The sequence below is a fragment of the Bacillus sp. L381 genome, assembly GCF_030284525.1.
GTDB classification, from domain to species: Bacteria; Bacillota; Bacilli; order Bacillales; family Bacillaceae; genus Bacillus; species Bacillus amyloliquefaciens.
The window spans coordinates 3,048,799-3,065,478 of the sequence record NZ_CP127224.1; the positions used below are offsets into that span (position 1 = coordinate 3,048,799).

Consider the following 16,680-nt stretch of genomic DNA (forward strand, 5'->3'; position numbering starts at 1 on the left):
TCCTTTCTCCCAAGAAATCTGTTCTATTCAGATGACGCTTTGACTTGCCGGGCCGCTTTCTGTACGGATTTCATCACCTCGCGCGGTGTCATTGTGCCGCCGAGCATCTGCTGAACGCCCGCAGCATACACATCGGCGATTTCAACGTCAACGTCCATATCAAACCACGGCACCATGGATTCGGCGCGGACAATATCCTGGACGGCTTCACGCTGGATCGGGGAGGTATTGTTTTCTGTCGCCGTTCCCTGAACCGCACTGTATTTACCGACATCTTTTATCAGCTTCTCTCCCATTTTTTTCGAGGTTAAAAACTGAAGAAATTCCATGGCTTCTTTCGGGTGCTTTGTTTTTGAGGAAATCATAAATCCTTCCGGAGATCCGGTCAGCGCACGTGGAGATCCCTTTTCGCCGCTGATTTCAGGGAAAGGAAACAGGCCCAGATTGACCGGTTCGACGAGTTTAATTTCCGCCGTTTCCGCATAAATCATCGCCGCTTTGCCGCTCGTAAACTGCTGACGCACGTATTCGTGATCCACGGAATTCACATGCTTTGTAAAGTACGGCAAAAGCTCCTGAAGCTTTTCCAGCGCTTTGATATAGCCTTCATCCGTAAACGCCCCGGTTTTCGGACTGTAATCCTTCGCCCGCGTTTTTTCATCGACCATACGCTGGTTCAGCGTGCCGATATAATGAGAAATGGTCCAAGGCGCTTTTGTGCCGAAACTGATCGGAATATATCCGTTCTCTTTCAATTTCTCAGAGACTGTGATCAGCTCATCCCATGTCGCCGGGGGCTTCAAATGTAATTTGTTAAAAATGTCTTTGTTATAAAAGAATGATTTAGCGTCCATTTGCCACGGAACACCGTACTCTTTTCCGTCATGCGTAAAGGGTTTGACTTGTGACTGTACAAGCTGTGAGGACCAATCTTTATCTTTCTGATAGTAAGGCGACAGATCGAGTGCTTTATCTCCTTTGATGAATTTGTAAGCAAACCGGTCGCTCCATGAAAAGAAAATATCAGGGGGGCTCGTTGTTCCGAGCATGACTTTCACCTTGTCTTTATAAGAATCGTTTAATACCGCTTCCGTTTGGATGTGAATGTCCGGATGGGCGGCTTCAAATTCTTTGACCGCTTCTTCAAAATAGCTTTTTTCCGGCTCTTTCGGCCACCTGTGAAAAAACTTCAGGGTCACTTTTCCGTCAGAGGAACTGCTTTGGCTTGAACAGGCGGCTGATGACAGACATACGGCTAACAGAACGAACAGGCAGATGAGCTTTTTCAGATGCTTTTCCTCCTTTGTCACCGGACTATAACGTTATATATCATTATAGTCCGGTGAAATATAATCCGCGTTCTTAATATTCGACTTTCCACATGTAGCGCCGCTGGCTTAATGGATGGTTCCTTGCTTCCGCCAGCTCATCCGCATAGCTTCTGAGCACCCGGTTTAATACGAGCGGAGCCAGATATCCTTTTACAGAATCGTCAATTCCGGAAAAATCATATGTTTCGGCATCAAGCACAGTCAGTTTTTTGCCGTATCTTTTTGAGAAGGAAAGCGCCCGCTCTTCAAGGGGTCTTGTTTCGTCTAAGCCGAGCAGGATAATAAATGGAACGGATTCATCAATAATTTCGAACGGTCCGTGAAAATATTCTCCGGCATGAATGGCATGGGAATGAATCCATTGCATTTCCATGAGAATGCAGATGCTGTAGGAGTAAGCGACGCCGTAGTTTGCACCGCTTGCCATCGTGTAAATGATATCTTCTTTTTCGTGGGCTTTCGCGAATGCCTTGGCACGATCCGCTTCTTGTTTAAGCGCTTTGTCATAAACGGCCTGGAGCTTATTGAGTCCATCGATCGCCTGTTCAAACGCGGGATGGTTTTCCAGCACGTGTAAAGCGCCGAACACGATTTGATACAGAACGCCGTAATTCGTATTTATCGCCTGTGCGTTTTCTCCCCAGTCATAAACCGCGACATATTCGGCTTCTTTCGCTAACGGCGAGTCAGGCTCAAAAGTCATCGCAATCGTAAGCGCGCCTTTTTTTCTCGCGAAACCGGCGGCTTTGACCGTTTCCGGCGTATTGCCTGAATGAGAGCATAAAATCACGAGAGAGTTTTCTCCGAGCTGAACGGGATTGCGCTGGATAAACTCATTCGAACTGTAGAGATCAGAGCTGATGGCTTTCGCCTCTCTGTCAAACACATACTTGCTCGGATACATAATGGCTGAAGACCCCCCGCATGCAACGAAAAAGACATGATCAATCGTTTTTCCTTTCAGATCATCCAAGAAAGCCTGAACCTTGTGATTCACTTGTGCGGCAGTTTGACTCAAATCCTTCACTCCTCAGTGTTTTATTATATAATGTTATATAACATTATATAACGTTATATTAATCGCAATAAAGGCGTGTTGTCAATCATATTTTCTGAAATTTCTAAAATATGAAATGAACTCATCTTATTTCCCGCGCTCTCTTGACCTGACCCTTAGAGACACGTTTAGAATGAAAAGCAGGGAGTGATGCAGAATGAATATAAAAGAAGCCGCCCGGCAGACGGGCCTCACGAAAAAAGCCATCAAATATTATGAGCAGGAAGGTTTAATTACTGTCAGTAAAAACCCTGATAACGGATACCGTGAGTATTCAGCTCAGGACGTGAATACGCTGAAAATGATTGCCGCCCTTCGAATGCTGGCACTGTCCGTAAGCGATATTAAAGCGTTCCTCTTAGAGGGCACCAGCCTGCATGATATACTGCGGCAGCAGCATCAAAAACTCAGCCGGCAGATTGAAGAGCTTGAGCAGGAACGGAAATTGACCGAAATGCTGCTCAAACGGGTGGAGGATGCAGACAACGTCGATTCGATTTTACATGATATCGGCGAGGTCAAAATAGATGAACCGAAGTATATGGGGCTTCAGCTGAAGAAACTGTTCCCGGGAGATTTCGGAGAATTTATCGCCGCGCTGTTTGAACCTTTCCTTGACTTTTCTATTGATACAGATGAGAAAAAAGCGGCATGGGCGGAGCTAATTAAAGTATTGGATGATATGGATGAAGTTCCGGCTGCACACCCGATGATGCAGCTTGTCGGCAGTGAGGATCCTGCTCAGCTCCAGCAGCACAAAGCCCAGCATGACCAATTCATCGAGCGGATTTTGGAGAGAGACCCAGCCACTTGGGACACTCATAAAAACACAATCATTCAGCTTGTGAAAAGAGTGCAGACGGATGAAGAATACAGAGAAAGCCTGATCAAGATCGGGGAATCCGCTTCTGATCTGCCCGCGCTGAAAGCGGGCTCGCCTTTCAGCAATCTTCTTCAAAAGCTCAGTCCGAAATATGACACGTATGTGCGACTTCATCTAGAACTGAAAAAAGAAGCCGACGAGGAACTCGGCTTTGATTCAGAGGCATACTTAAATCAGATGCTGCAAATTAAAAAACGCTAAGGCCCGTTTCCTTAGCGTTTTCTTTCTTCAGCTTAGTGCTGCGCATTAATGCGGTCAACGACATTTGCGATGAGCTGCTCTTTTCCTAAGTCGGAATCTTCGTCAACGCTTGCTACTGTCAAAATGATGGCCGCTACCGCAAGAGCGATCGTCTCAATGGCGGCCGCCGCGTTTAAAAATACCCATACAGCCGTTGCGCATTGTCCGATGGCCGTTGATTTTCCTTTGTCCATGCTTTTTTTGTCAAACTCTTCTTTCAGCACTTTCGCCATAATCTGTGAGCCTTGATCGATGACGCTGTTCACTTTCTCATAATCGCCGCTGTAGACCGCCGCTTTTAACTTTTTAAAATAATCCGGCGATGACTTTTTAATATCAGCGATCACCTGATCGGAAACTTGTTTTAATTCATCCTGATTGATCTTTTTGACGGCTTTCGTATCCCATACTTCAGGAAGAAGCTTTGCGACCTCACCTTGTCCGAAAAAGATGCCGGAAAAAATGTGTTCACCCGAATAAGAGACGGATGCCTCCGTTTTCGCTGTGGCATGCGGGCCGACTAATGCGATCATTAAAACAAACACCAGCAACATGGCGGCAGCGGATTTCTTGCTTTTAACCATATAATTTCCTCCTTTTCCTTTTATTGAGAAAATTGTATCTGATAAAAAGCGGATTGTAATGGTTCAAAGCTACTGTTTTCTCTGCCGGTACCAAAAACAGGACTAAAATACCAGATACCGTAATGGAGAACGAGGTAAGCCCCAGCATAACAGCAAAGATTTCGTGCATGAAAATGGATATAAACAATATCAGACGCCAATATTTTTTCGGAGCGAACAAAGCGCAGAACATAATGGTTTGCACAATGAGTGTGCCCCAAGTCGGGATGATGACAAGCTTTGACTGCAGGATAAAGTCAAACAGACTGTGAAGCGCATCCGGCAGCCCCAGCATCGGATCGTTCAAATAGTAATAAACGGCGGTTCCGTTCTGCCATTCTTCTTCCATCAGCTTGGCAATGACGGAGTTAAAGTACAGCATCGCGACCTGTATTCTGATGATCGTCAGCGTCGCCCAGCATAACGAACGGTAGTAAGGCTCAAGCGGCCTCTTCTCAAAAGACGCCTCGTACGGAGACCAGTGCCATTTCCGCGGATCAGTTAATGTCAGCGGAAGCAGCAGCAGCGTAAAAACAGCAGCCACCTGATCTCCTCCGTCAAGAGTAACGGCGGAGTTTTGGAAGCTGTACGAAATCCACCAATGAAAAAAACCGGTGAGGCGGGGCCGCCAGCCAATGACAACCAGAATTAAAATACAGATACAAACGGCTTTGACGATCTCAATATAACGGAAATCGGGAAACATCAAAAACAAACTGAACGTGTCGGAAAAGCTGAGCATTTGATTTTGCGTTTTGAAGAAGACAGACGCCGGATTGAACAGCAATGTCAGCAGCGTGCCGAGCGCGATTAAGCTTCTGGCAAGCCCGTACACATTTGTCCAAGGCGGATTCTGCATCATCCATAAAGTGAGCTGCTTTTTTGCATCCTGAATCAATTGACATCCACTCCGATATATTTTTTAACGGTTCGTTTCGTTTCGGTATGTTTGCTCCATGCCCACGGGGTAATGCGTTCATATGTAATGATCATTTTCCCTTTCAGCCTTGGGGAGGGCGACTCATTTTTCATTTTCAAAAATGTGGTATTCTTAAAGTCCTGGCCAGCCGTGAAGTCGTGCCACTTCTCTTTGGAAGGCAGCTTTTCCAGCATAAGGCCGAGCTCTATCCCTTGCGTCCGCCCGTATCGGTTTAAGCCGATCACATTTTTCAGTGAATTATTCGGCCATCTGAGCTTTTCATCGGCATCAAGGAGATAGATGTTCAGACTGTCTTCTCTCGGATCTTTACTGAAAAATCCCCAGCTTTGCGGATAAATCATGGAAACGGTTTTGGATTGATGCTTGGTTAATTGGATGGCGGAGCTTGGCAGTGCCGCGATGACGGTTAAAAACAAAACGATGATCCAGGCGGCCATTATAAAAAGAAAGAATGAAAACATGCTGTTTTGTCTCTTGTCAGTCAATTGAAACCCTCCTGTCGAATGGACATTTCATTGACATGATTATACACCATTCAACAGGTAAAATATTGAGAAATTAGATTTTTTGGACTAATATACTATTATATGTAAAAAAGGAGTGTTCATATGTTTTTGATGAATGATAAGGTGCTGTGGGGAGCGGTGGCACTCGCCTTTATTCTGTCGATTGTGTTTTATCCGTTTCTTCCTGCTGATATGGCTATTCACTATGACGCGTCGAACCGTCCGAATACAGCCATCAATAAAACGGCCGGCGTCCTGATTTTTCCCGTGCTTATGGTTGTCTGCATGTTATTCAGAAAACGGGTCGTCCAGTTATTCCTCGTCGTTTACTGCCTGCTGATCGTGCACATCGCAGTGATGTGGCTGGCACTGTAAGCATAAATAAAACCGGAGCTTAAAAGGGCTCCGGTTTTGCTTATTTATAAAATACTTTCTCAATGTTGTATTTCGACTGAAGGGTATTGATCGCGTACGTTTCGTAAATATCTCTTTCCATCGGATCATTTACGACACATACTTCAATTTTATACACTTCGTCCCTGTGATGTTTAACAGGCGACACATTGTCTTCAAAATGCTTTTTGATTCTTTGTCTTAATTTACGGGCTTTCCCGACAAACAGCAGCTCGTCATGAATGTTATAAAACATAAATATGCCGCCTTTGTCTCTCGGAATTTGGTGAAAATCAATGAAACCGTAAATCGCTTTAATCGCCGGTTCATTTTCCGACGGTGACTGCTGCCGTTCCGTAATGGTTACATCAGGAGCAGGAAGTTTTATTTTTATCATAATAGGTCACGTCCTCTTATTCATTAAAGCTCCATCCTACCATAAGAATACCCGAAAAGCCATTCTTTCATTCGAGCGCGCCGGCCGGATCATAGAGGCTCAAATCAATTTCGGTCTGCTGGCCGAGCGCGAGTTTCGCCAGTTCAGCTCCGAGATACGGTCCGCTCGTCAGCCCCGAGGCGCCGAGCCCGTTGGCCACGAGGAGGCCGCTGATATTCGGCAGGCTGCCGATAACAGGAAGAAAACCGGGAGTAAACGGCCTGAAACCGACTCTTGTCTCCATCACGGTACTGTCTGAAAGCCCCGGCGCGACTGTTAATGCTTTGTCAAAAATCTCGCGGAGACCGCCTGCCGTCACCCGCAAATCCATGCCGGTATCGTTTTCATGAGTCGCGCCCGCTACGATTCTGCCGCTGTCAAATGCGAGGATGTACTGGTCGTTCGGCGGCATAACCACAGGCCATCCGCCCGTATCCTCTCCCTGAAGCTCTAAATGAACGATCTGCGCCTTTTGGTACGATACTGAAAAGCGGATGCCCAGCGGCTGAAGCAGCTCCTTCGCCCAAGCTCCCGCCGTTACGAGAACCTGGTCGGCATGAAGCGTGCGTTCTTCCGTTTTCACCCCGGTGACGGCCCCGTCCTCTGCCAGTATTGACGCCTCTTCATTATAAACTGCCGCACCGTGCTTCATGGCCGCGTTTAACAGCGCCTTACGAAGCGCCCTCCCGTTCACCCGGGCCGCACCGCTGATATGAACCGCTCCGTATTCCTCCGACAGCGCGGGAAACAATGCCTTCGTTTCTGCCGGAGTCAGTCTTGTGATGCCGCCGATTTCAGGAGCGTCCTCTCTTCTTTTATAAGCTCTTTCTTCCATCTGGCTGAGCTTTTTTTCATCCGTATGGAGACTGACGGCACCGACCTTTTGATAACCGGTGTCAGTTTCTCCGTCGGCTTCCAGCTGCTGTATCAATTGTTCATAATAACGGGCACCGCCTTTTGCGATCGCATACCATGCCTGATTGCGGCGCTGCGACAGCCACGGGCAAACGATCCCCGCCGCTGCGTCAGTCGCCTGGCCCGGGTGTTTCCGGTCAATGACCGTTACTTCCGCTCCGGCCTTTGCAAGATGATAAGCCGCTGACGCACCGAGAATGCCGGCTCCGATAATGATATAAGACTTCATGTGTAACACCTTTTCTATCTGTTTTGTCTTATTTATTTTAACAAATGGAGCGCCCGGTTCCTACCGGAGTCCTGACCGCAATGATGAGTTTCGAAAACGGAAACGTATGATAAAAGGAATAAGTCCTCGTCTGAAAGCCGTTTTCCTCAAGAAACTTTCTGTATTGAGACATATTTTTTATATCTGATACGGCCAATGTGCCGCCGGGCCTCAGCACCCTCACCATTTCCGCGATCGCCCGTTCCCGCTCTTTTCTGCCTGAAATGTTGTGTACGACAAAATGCGAAATGACAAGGTCAAACGTTTCATCAGGAAACGGCATGTCTTGCGCCAGTCCGTCATACAGATCAATTTCCGGCGCTCCTTCAGCCCGTCTGTTCTGTTCAAACGCCTCTCGTCCGTTTCCGCCCAGATCCCAGCCAGACCACTTGTCAATCGCTGAGACATCTGCGCCTTTCTGCGCCGCGGCGATGGCTATCAGTCCCCGCCCCGTCCCGACATCAAGCACCTTCATGTTCGGCTTTAAGCCGGAAAGCGCGAGAATGCGATGGCGGTGTGGAAGTTTAATAGTCATTGAATACAGCAGCATCCAAAGACCGAGTAATAAAAACAAGGCGCCCGTCAGCCAGCCCCAGAAGGGAGGAATAATTCCCCATAAAGTGCCTGCGCCGTAAAGGAACGCAACAAAGATAAATCCAAACGCACCATAAGGCGCATCAATGCCGTATCGTGTTGTCATATCGTCCAGCCCTTTCAATATTTATCCAAATAGTATACCATATGATTCTGGCAGCAGCAGAAAGGAGAAACGACAAAATGAAACGAGGCCTTACTTTTGACATCCCGAACACATTCGGACAGTTTGCGGCAGACATATTAAAACCATTCCCCATTTCCGCCTATACGTGGTTTATCGGTGATGGGGAGGCGTTTACCGACTTCAAAGAAGACACCGATGCAGACCTGTTTCCGGAAGAACAGCGCATCATTGAGGGCCATGAGCTCCGTCAGCGTCTTGAAGGAAACTCTTATTATATGATTTTTGCAGAATTGAAGGCTTTCCCAAGCGGGATGGTAACGGAAATCAATACGTACGAAGAATATTTGGAAAGTTCCTGTGAGCTTGTGCTTCTCATCGCAGATTGCTCATATGTATCCTTATACTGCAAAGATCCGGACATGCTGGAAGCCCTTTATCAGCAGGCGGTACAATGCGGATTTCTCCATGTTGACTATGTCACAGATGAGAATGATGCGAGAACGGGTTTATCTGTCTGATGAAAGTGCGTTCTTTTTATGAATCGCCAAATAGGGCTTAGGATTCAAAATATTGACAAATTCGTGTGTTTTCAACAATCAGACATCCCCCTCATGTATACTGATGGCGTAACAAGACATGTGAAAGGGGTATGACAATGAGAATCGGTTTGAAGAAAAAATCAGGTTTTTGGAAGAAGACGGCGGTTTCATCACTTATTTTCACCATGTTTTTTACCCTGATAATGAGCGGAACGGTTTTGGCGGCCGGGCTGAATAAGGATCAGAAGCGCCGGGCGGAACAGCTGACCAGCATCTTTGAAAACGGAAAGACGGAAATTCAATACGGATATGTTGAAGAGTTGGATGACGGAAGAGGTTACACTTGCGGGCGGGCCGGATTTACCACGGCTACCGGGGATGCGCTGGAAGTAGTGGAAGTATACACGAAAGCGGTCCCGAATAACAAATTGAAAAAGTATTTGCCTGAATTGCGCCGTCTTGCGAAAAACGAAAGCGATGACACCAGCAATCTGAAAGGATTCGCTTCTGCCTGGCGTTCGCTTGGCAATGATAAGGCTTTCCGAGCTGCCCAAGATGAGGTAAATGACCGCTTGTATTATCAGCCGGCGATGAAACGTTCAGATCAAGCCGGATTGAAAACGGCACTGGCAAAAGCAGTGATGTACGATACAGTGATTCAGCACGGCGACGGCGATGATCCAGACTCCTTTTATGCCCTGATTAAACGCACGAACAAAAAAATGGGCGGGTCACCGAAAGACGGGACAGACGAGAAAAAATGGCTGAATAAATTTTTGGATGTGCGCTATGATGATCTGATGAATCCGTCTGATAAGGACACTCAAGATGAATGGAGAGAATCAGTTGCCCGTGTCGACGTTTTCCGTGATATCGTAAAAGCGAAGAACTATAATTTAGACGGGCCGATTCATGTCCGGTCAAGCGAATACGGAAATTTCACTATTCAATAAACAAAAAAACCCCGCCATGTGGCGGGGTTTTACTATTAACCGATTGAGCCTTCCATTTCGAACTTAATCAAATTTGCTCGAAATGGGATGGACTGATTTACAACAAAACCGTTTAAGCCTTTGATATATAGCCATTTCTTTAAATGGTTTAAAATGGATTATAATGTCAAGTTGGCATGAACTAGAAGCCGCATACAATATCAGCTAAGTCCCCCAACTTACGCTATCCCAAGTGTTTGTGAAAAGAGCCAAGGTTTAAATCCTCCTTAGCTCTTTTCTAACACTATTATTTACCTAAAAGACTGATAAATTTACTCAGTTCTTCTTTGGCTTCATCGGTTGTCCCATTCAACTCGTTCAAAAGCTCAAACAATTTGTCATATGAATTCGTAATATCAGCTTTTACTTCTGTCAACTCTTGAGCCACTTGTGAAAGTGGAATAACTTCTTCTTCTTCAAACGTGTCCACATACCGTGGAATGTTCAAATTGTAATCATTTTCTTTGATTTCATCCAAAGATGCCACATGAGCATATTTCTCAACGTCTTTACGGTTACGGTAAGTTTCAATAATTTTGTCGATGTTTTCAGGAGAGAGTTTGTTTTGGTTCTTTCCTTTTTTAAACTCATTTGAAGCATCGATAAACAAAATATCTTTACTCTTGCGAACTTCACGACCTTTGAATACCAGCACACAGGTTGGGATGCTTGTGCCATAAAACAAGTTAGCTGGCAATCCAATAACAGTATCTAATAGATTATTATCTATGATATTTTTGCGGATTTTGCCTTCAGAGGCACCTCGGAAGAGTACCCCATGCGGTAATACGATAGCCATCGTTCCTGCTTTATCTAAATGATAAAGTCCATGAAGAACAAAAGCATAATCTGCCTTAGATGCAGGTGCTACACCATAACCCTTGAAACGTGTATCTTTTTCTCGATCAACATCTTTTGTATCCCATTTATGTGAATATGGGGGGTTTGATACGACGGCGTCGAACTTCAAAGGAATTTGTGTGCCATCTTTTTCAGCAAATGGCCAGTCAGCATCAAGTGTGTCTGCTCGTTTCAATTCCATATTTCGATAGTTAACGCCATGCATCATCAAATTCATGCGAGCTAAGTTATAAGTCGTCGTATTCAACTCTTGGCCATAAAACTCAACGCTTCCTTCTTCATCACCATTTGGCAATTCTTTTTGAACTGTTAGAAGAAGTGAACCTGATCCCATTGTAGGATCATAAACACGGAATTGACCTTTAGTTCCATCTGCATCATTCGTTACGATTTTTGCCAGTATTTGACTAACTTCATGTGGTGTATAAAATTCCCCGCCTTTTTTACCAGCATTGGCAGCAAATTGCCCAATCAAATACTCGTAAACGTCACCCAAAATATCACGGCCTGAATCGTTTTTGAAAGTAAATTCGTTAATCATCAACACGATATCATTTAAAGCCTTTGCACGTTCGTTTGTACTTGAACCTAGACGTGTATCCCCAAGGTTAACATCTGAAAATACATTAGCAAAATCAGCTTCGGCAATCGCGTTACGTTTTGCATTTGTATTGAATGAGTCAAACATATCTTGGAAGTCACTAGCTTTGATTTTATGATTTTCAATTTTTGATACGATTTTGCCCCAAGTGTAGGCAGGATCAATCGCATATCCGATACCTTTACTAATTTCCTCAAGATAATCTTCTTTTTCAGTTTCATCTGTCACTTCGTAAAACTCTTCCAAACCATTGATTTTTAAGTATTCATCTTGATTTTCTGATAAGTATCGATAGAACATAAACGGCAAAATATAGTTCTTGTACTCACTTGCATCCATTGTCCCACGCAATTTGTTAGCCATTCCCCATAGTTTTGATGTAATATCTTTTGCATTACTCATTTATATAATCTCCTTTTCTTATACAAACATTTTTTGAAGCAGTGATTTCTTTAAATCTTTCAGCGAATTTAACTCATGTTGATGAAGCATAATGGTATCGTCTAGTTGTTTGAAAAATGAACCTATTTTTTGTTGTTCTTCATAACTAGGAATAGGTATTGGCATTCTAAAAAAAGTCTCTACATGAATACGTTTTGCTTTTCTAGACCCATTAGCTATATTTCCTTGATATTTATAAAATCGTTCTAAAGCTACATATTCTAAAAAGAAATTAGGATTTAAATCATTTTTAAAATCAAATGCTGGAGAGTCTAATGTTGATTCGTAGCCGTCTAATTCATCTGGGACAATACCAAATGCTTGATTTAAAAAATCTAATTTCCCGTACATAAATTGTCCTGATTTTCTAATGTAATATTGAGTGGCTTTGCTTCCTTTATATATTTCTTCTTTTAGAACTATTCCTTTTCTCCAAAGCTTAACTGTTAATTTTTTTGCAACTGATCCATCCGAACCTTTAATTTTACTTTCTTCAAGGAATTCTCCGACCTCACGCTGTTCCCAAGCATCAGTAAATCCTACAAAGCGAATTTCAGGAACATTGGCTCCATCTTTCGGAAATATTTTTTGAAGCAGGCCTTTTTTCATATCTTTCAACAGTTCTAACTTACGCTGATGAAGGGTGATGAGGTTGTCGAGGTGATTGAAGAACAAATTGATTTTGATTTGTTCAGGAACAGAAGGAATAAAACACGAAACTTTGGAAAACGAATCCCAATACAGCCTTTTTCTGAAATCTGTGACTCCATAAGAAAAATTATTTATCTGGGCAATTATCTCATGTCGCCGTAAACAATAGTCCATAAATGGCGGAAATAACTTTTTATTTGGAATGGCTGTAATATAGGCAGGGCTTACCATTCCTTCTATCTTTGCTACGCCGATTGCTCCTTGCCAGGCACGCATCATGTTGAATACTAGATCGCCGGAGCGCACACTTTTATACAAGGATTTATCTTCACTTCTGCGAACTACCTTACCCAATGAACTGCTGTCTAATTCACCTTTTGAAATACCGTGATGAATTGAAACCGAAAGAATTGGCAAAGAATTATTACCTCTTTCGTTTCTTTCCGTGTAAACCTCTCCCAACTTATGTTGTTCCCAAGTGTCAGTATATCCTGCGAATCTAAATTGGGGTGAATTTGTTATGTTATCGCTCATTTCTGCTCTCCTCTTTGTAGCCTGCATAATTTTATCACCTGACTACTCTCCCTTCTTAATTTCGTCGGCCATTTCGTAAAATGCCTTACGAAATTCAATGCGATACCGAACCCAGCTTAACGCTGCAATCTCTTCAATTGCAATTTCTTTATAATCAGCTCTTGCGTCATTCATGATAGCGGTTAACTCCCCTTGTTTATCCATATCTTCTTGACCTAATCGGTGTTTCTTAATCAAGTTTTCAAGTTCCTTAGGCTTTGTACTGTTATCAAGTCCCCAAGTCCGGATGAAGTTCGTTACAAGTCGGATATTCGTATCCTTTTGTGCTTGATCCATTGCTTGGTTCATTTTTTCAACACTTCGAGGTGCTGGATAATGATCAAATTCAAACTCTTTGGTGAAAATCTTAGATACAAAATGACTCACCTTAGATTTTTCTTTTTCATTGTCAGACTTGGCGATTTCAACTTGGATTTCATCACGTGTTCTTTCCGCTTTTGACATTTCATTCGCGTGAACTTCGTCAGCCATCTGAGCGATCAACTCAATCAAATAATCATAGTTGATGGTCACATCGTGAATATGAACCATAGAAAGATTAACTTGCGAAATATCAATGTCTTCTCGCTTTGCACGTCGTTCTTTCAACTCACCTGCGATTACAGTTGTTAAAATGACTTCCTGCTCTTCAGTAATACCTAAACGTTCATAGAACTCTTCAGGATTATCATAGGCAGAAATAGGATTTTGATCATCATCTTCGGTATATTGTTTCAACTGACTTAACAAACGATTATACTCTTTAAGATTCTCAAAGACTTCATCCTGTGCTTTTTCACTTGGTGGTAATTGTATAAAATCGTCTGTGAGCGTGGAAAGCTTCTTGATGACTTCTTGCATCTCAGCTTGGACCTTGCTAAATGGTTTGGAAGTGATACCAGACTCTTCGTTGCCTTTCTTCAATTCTTCAAGTGAAAGTTGTTCGTCGGCAGATGCACGATTTGAATAAATAGCAAAAGCCTTATTCATTTCATACTCATTTTGCTCCGGCCAACGATAATTCACGACATTTCCCCAAGGCTTATCGACAACGTTATGTATTCGATTTGTACGTGAGTATGCCTGAATCAAGTTCCCTCCCTTTAGCGTTCGATCAATATAGAGCGTATTCATCTCAGGCGCATCAAAACCGGTCAAAAGTTGATCCACAACAATGACCAAATCTAAATAGTTGCCATCATCAGCTGTCTTGTTCAAACGTCGTGCTAAGTCTTCTGTGTAGGCTTTAACTGTAGTCATATCAAAAGCTGTGCCAAACATTGCGTTATAGGTTTTGATGGCTCTGTGCAAGTTTTCGTTCGTTTTCAGCTGATGAATACTATTGGATGTGTCTGCTGAGAAACTTACTGCAATTTTTAACCGTTGATCTGCTGGACGATTCGCATTTTCTTCAGCAAACTTATCAAAATATTCCATCGCTCTTGGTGTACTTGCTTTATTACCACCAACGTGGACTGTAAACAAGGCATTATACTTACGATCATTTGAACGTTTCTTCCAATTATCAAAGATGTCTTTCACTACTAACTTCACATGTTCTGGACTATAGTCGTAAACACTACCACGAATATTATCATCAATATCCTCTTCGGTAGGATCTTCGGGAGCCTCGATCGTTTCCTTAAATTCAACGTTAAACCCTAATACATTTTTATCCGCAATAGCTTCTTTAATGGTATATGCATGTAATAGTTCACCAAAGATTTCTCGTGTTTCGGGGAATTTTGGTGTACCAGTATAACCAATCCAAGCAGAATTAGGAATTGCTTTTCGAATCGCTTCAAGCATCCCTTCATTTTCAGTACCACTGCCAGTTGAACGGTGGGCTTCATCCACGATAAAAAGAATATTTTCATTAAGTGGCTTGAAGCTGTCCCGCGCTACATAACGCGACATTTTTTGGATACTTGTTACAATGATGTTCTTATCGCTTTTCTTCGTTAGTTTGCGATGAAGGTCTGAGATATTGGCTGTGTCACCCACCACACCAGTTTTCCCTTCAAAACCAGCAACAGGATCATAGGCTTTATAAGCATCTGCTGTTTGGTTGGTAAGTGCGATCCGGTCAACCAAGAAGATCACTTTATCTATATTAGATAGACGGCTTGCAAGCCACGCTGTCTTAAAACTTGTGATTGTTTTACCTGAGCCTGTCGTGTGCCAAATGTATCCTAATTTACCATCATCATATTTGAAGTCAAACTTTCTAACTTTATCAAGCACACGCTTTGTGGCATAGACTTGATAAGGACGCATGACTTTGATACTTTCTTTGTTTTTTGTACCATCTAGTACCATGTAACGTGTTGCCAAATCATGAGCCATTGGAATGGACAACACTTTATCCGCAAACATCTTCCATGATCGAATAGGGCGAGCATCATCTTCGTTTTGCCAATTAAAAGCAAAAGCTCGGTTAAAGTTTTCGAGGGGCGTATTTGCCATATAACGAATATCAAAAGGTGTCATCGCGATTAAAATCTGCAAGGTTGAAAAGATACCGCTGAATTGTTTTTCAGCTATATACTGTTCCATCTGATTTAAAGATTCCGTAGCGCTATGAAGTGCTTTCTTTAATTCTATTTGAATAATCGGCAAACCATTAATAAGTAAAGTCACATCAAACCTGCGAGTCGGCTTACCATCAACAACTTTTGGCCGTTTAATTTGATTCACCACTTGATAAACGGTATTCCCGCCACCCACTTGAGCTTGGTCGAATACTGTCAAGAACACATGTCTACCATTATCAAGGTCAACTTCAATTTCAGAAACACCATTAACGCCATACAAAAACTGTCCGGCCTGGTAAGGTGATTCGATACTAGTGATGATTTTCTTCACTTGGTTAAATTCAGTAATAGACAAGGGCTCATCTAATCGTGCGCTATTGTTTTGTTCTAGGATTATTTTAAAGTTATCCCAAAGTTGTTCGGTTGTTTTAATGTTTTTTTTGTATTCCCATTGTTTTACTCCACCGATTTTGGTCAAATAATCGATAACTTCATTTTCAAATGCTAATTCCGTTTGACTTTTCATTTCATTACTCCCCCCTTTAATGTTCCTTCTATTACCGAGCTCGTAAACTGCCCTATCAAGTCTGCGTATTGGCTTAACTTATTTTGTAGCTTCATTGTTTCTACGTATATAGTGCCTATTTTCTTCTGTTCCTCGATCGGAACAACTGGAACGATAATTTCCCCAAGAGCACGGAGCGGAATTCTTAGAACAGGACCACTCCCCTGTAACTCCCTTTCTTTTTGTCGCTTCACATCTTTGTGAGCATTAAACAAGTAAAGAAAATATCTCTTATCAAGTTGTTCGCTATCAAACTCTATTTTTGTAAAGTTGAGGGACAACACTTTACTAACATTATTTTCACCGACAATTGTTGCTAGCTGCAATGAGTTACTGATAACAACATCAGCTTCATTTAACGATAGGTTACTTTGAAATAAAGGTTTTGCCTTTTCTTCAACAGCTACGTCCTCACGATTATAATCAGCTTCAAAAGACGCTTGGTCATAATAATTTATTTTTTGAGTTTCAAACTGCTTTTGTGCTCTTGTTGGATTAATACCAGGAACGAATGTTACGAATTCATTTAATTTTCTTTTCTCCAAATAAATCGCCCCTAATCACAGAAATTATTTTTTGAAATATTTATATATTACACATTATAGCATAT

General features: G+C 42.9%; 15 protein-coding genes and 1 pseudogene. 4 read left to right on the forward strand and 12 right to left on the reverse strand.

The features are described 5' to 3' along the window. Positions 1 to 23: 23 nt before the first annotated feature. Together QRX25_RS15690 and QRX25_RS15695 are read right to left on the reverse strand one after the other, a co-directional pair. Positions 24 to 1,289 carry an ABC transporter substrate-binding protein gene (locus tag QRX25_RS15690; RefSeq protein WP_212101762.1) on the reverse strand — a complete coding sequence of 422 codons (1,266 nt, stop codon included), beginning with the start codon at positions 1,287 to 1,289 and terminating at the stop codon, positions 24 to 26. Between the two features lie 73 nt (positions 1,290 to 1,362). Next, on the reverse strand, positions 1,363 to 2,349 hold the full coding sequence (locus QRX25_RS15695) for an SIS domain-containing protein (RefSeq protein ID WP_071347658.1): 987 nt from the start codon (positions 2,347 to 2,349) through the stop codon (positions 1,363 to 1,365). Between the two features lie 196 nt (positions 2,350 to 2,545). On the opposite strand from QRX25_RS15695, the gene QRX25_RS15700 reads away from it, so the two are divergent. Beyond that, positions 2,546 to 3,472, forward strand: coding sequence for a MerR family transcriptional regulator (locus QRX25_RS15700; RefSeq protein WP_212099192.1), 927 nt, complete (start codon positions 2,546 to 2,548; stop codon positions 3,470 to 3,472). A gap of 32 nt (positions 3,473 to 3,504) precedes the next feature. Here the strand turns inward: QRX25_RS15700 and QRX25_RS15705 are convergent, their stop codons facing one another. The 3 genes and pseudogenes from QRX25_RS15705 to QRX25_RS15715 all read right to left on the reverse strand — a co-directional run bounded on the left by QRX25_RS15705 (position 3,505) and on the right by QRX25_RS15715 (position 5,559). After that, entirely contained in the window at positions 3,505 to 4,095 is a 591-nt protein-coding gene (locus QRX25_RS15705) for a sporulation delaying protein family toxin (protein WP_212099195.1), read from the reverse strand. A gap of 84 nt (positions 4,096 to 4,179) precedes the next feature. Continuing rightward, positions 4,180 to 4,996: pseudogene (locus tag QRX25_RS15710) on the reverse strand (sporulation-delaying protein SdpB family protein); the annotation flags it as partial. A 32-nt stretch (positions 4,997 to 5,028) separates the two neighbouring features. Continuing rightward, the gene (locus tag QRX25_RS15715) at positions 5,029 to 5,559 is read right to left on the reverse strand and encodes an SdpA family antimicrobial peptide system protein (protein ID WP_212099198.1); all 531 of its coding nucleotides are present in this window, start codon (positions 5,557 to 5,559) and stop codon (positions 5,029 to 5,031) included. Positions 5,560 to 5,682: 123 nt separating this feature from the next. Here QRX25_RS15715 and QRX25_RS15720 point away from each other — a divergent pair, with 123 nt between their 5' ends. Then, positions 5,683 to 5,955 (forward strand): DUF1648 domain-containing protein, encoded by a 273-nt coding sequence (locus QRX25_RS15720; protein WP_065982258.1) that lies wholly within the window; start codon positions 5,683 to 5,685, stop codon positions 5,953 to 5,955. Between the two features lie 40 nt (positions 5,956 to 5,995). On the opposite strand, the gene QRX25_RS15725 is transcribed toward QRX25_RS15720, so the two are convergent. The 3 genes from QRX25_RS15725 to QRX25_RS15735 all read right to left on the reverse strand — a co-directional run bounded on the left by QRX25_RS15725 (position 5,996) and on the right by QRX25_RS15735 (position 8,292). Then, complete coding sequence (locus QRX25_RS15725; protein ID WP_013353482.1) at positions 5,996 to 6,370, reverse strand: nucleotide excision repair endonuclease; 375 nt, start codon at positions 6,368 to 6,370, stop codon at positions 5,996 to 5,998. A 67-nt stretch (positions 6,371 to 6,437) separates the two neighbouring features. After that, positions 6,438 to 7,553: an NAD(P)/FAD-dependent oxidoreductase gene (locus QRX25_RS15730; RefSeq protein ID WP_212099201.1), complete on the reverse strand. Its 1,116-nt coding sequence runs from the start codon at positions 7,551 to 7,553 to the stop codon at positions 6,438 to 6,440. A gap of 37 nt (positions 7,554 to 7,590) precedes the next feature. After that, positions 7,591 to 8,292, reverse strand: a complete 702-nt coding sequence (locus QRX25_RS15735; protein WP_065982260.1) for a class I SAM-dependent methyltransferase — start codon at positions 8,290 to 8,292, stop codon at positions 7,591 to 7,593. Between the two features lie 77 nt (positions 8,293 to 8,369). Between QRX25_RS15735 and QRX25_RS15740 the strand changes: the two genes are divergently transcribed. Both QRX25_RS15740 and csn read left to right on the forward strand, forming a co-directional pair. Beyond that, complete coding sequence (locus tag QRX25_RS15740; protein WP_065982261.1) at positions 8,370 to 8,831, forward strand: DUF2691 family protein; 462 nt, start codon at positions 8,370 to 8,372, stop codon at positions 8,829 to 8,831. A gap of 137 nt (positions 8,832 to 8,968) precedes the next feature. Further along, complete coding sequence (gene csn, locus QRX25_RS15745) at positions 8,969 to 9,805, forward strand: chitosanase (protein ID WP_212099204.1); 837 nt, start codon at positions 8,969 to 8,971, stop codon at positions 9,803 to 9,805. Positions 9,806 to 10,091: 286 nt separating this feature from the next. On the opposite strand, the gene QRX25_RS15750 is transcribed toward csn, so the two are convergent. The 4 genes from QRX25_RS15750 to QRX25_RS15765 are packed head-to-tail and all read right to left on the reverse strand — an operon-like array spanning position 10,092 to position 16,615. Continuing rightward, entirely contained in the window at positions 10,092 to 11,708 is a 1,617-nt protein-coding gene (locus QRX25_RS15750) for a type I restriction-modification system subunit M (RefSeq protein ID WP_212099207.1), read from the reverse strand. 18 nt (positions 11,709 to 11,726) lie between these two features. Further along, positions 11,727 to 12,959 (reverse strand): restriction endonuclease subunit S, encoded by a 1,233-nt coding sequence (locus QRX25_RS15755; RefSeq protein WP_249199263.1) that lies wholly within the window; start codon positions 12,957 to 12,959, stop codon positions 11,727 to 11,729. A gap of 15 nt (positions 12,960 to 12,974) precedes the next feature. Beyond that, entirely contained in the window at positions 12,975 to 16,031 is a 3,057-nt protein-coding gene (locus QRX25_RS15760) for a type I restriction endonuclease subunit R (RefSeq protein WP_212099210.1), read from the reverse strand. Beyond that, positions 16,028 to 16,615 carry a restriction endonuclease subunit S gene (locus QRX25_RS15765; RefSeq protein WP_212099213.1) on the reverse strand — a complete coding sequence of 196 codons (588 nt, stop codon included), beginning with the start codon at positions 16,613 to 16,615 and terminating at the stop codon, positions 16,028 to 16,030. Before QRX25_RS15765 ends, QRX25_RS15760 begins: the two co-directional genes overlap by 4 nt. Between the last annotated feature and the right edge of the window lie 65 nt (positions 16,616 to 16,680).

What these genes read in the sequence shown, in the direction of transcription:
- QRX25_RS15700 (WP_212099192.1), top strand. Translation starts at nt 2,546, where the DNA reads ATGAATATAAAAGAAGCCGCCCGGCAGACGGGCCTCACGAAAAAAGCC.
- QRX25_RS15705 (WP_212099195.1), bottom strand. Translation starts at nt 4,095, where the DNA reads ATGGTTAAAAGCAAGAAATCCGCTGCCGCCATGTTGCTGGTGTTTGTT.
- QRX25_RS15720 (WP_065982258.1), top strand. Translation starts at nt 5,683, where the DNA reads ATGTTTTTGATGAATGATAAGGTGCTGTGGGGAGCGGTGGCACTCGCC.
- QRX25_RS15725 (WP_013353482.1), bottom strand. Translation starts at nt 6,370, where the DNA reads ATGATAAAAATAAAACTTCCTGCTCCTGATGTAACCATTACGGAACGG.
- QRX25_RS15730 (WP_212099201.1), bottom strand. Translation starts at nt 7,553, where the DNA reads ATGAAGTCTTATATCATTATCGGAGCCGGCATTCTCGGTGCGTCAGCG.
- QRX25_RS15735 (WP_065982260.1), bottom strand. Translation starts at nt 8,292, where the DNA reads ATGACAACACGATACGGCATTGATGCGCCTTATGGTGCGTTTGGATTT.
- QRX25_RS15740 (WP_065982261.1), top strand. Translation starts at nt 8,370, where the DNA reads ATGAAACGAGGCCTTACTTTTGACATCCCGAACACATTCGGACAGTTT.
- csn (WP_212099204.1), top strand. Translation starts at nt 8,969, where the DNA reads ATGAGAATCGGTTTGAAGAAAAAATCAGGTTTTTGGAAGAAGACGGCG.
- QRX25_RS15750 (WP_212099207.1), bottom strand. Translation starts at nt 11,708, where the DNA reads ATGAGTAATGCAAAAGATATTACATCAAAACTATGGGGAATGGCTAAC.
- QRX25_RS15755 (WP_249199263.1), bottom strand. Translation starts at nt 12,959, where the DNA reads ATGCAGGCTACAAAGAGGAGAGCAGAAATGAGCGATAACATAACAAAT.
- QRX25_RS15760 (WP_212099210.1), bottom strand. Translation starts at nt 16,031, where the DNA reads ATGAAAAGTCAAACGGAATTAGCATTTGAAAATGAAGTTATCGATTAT.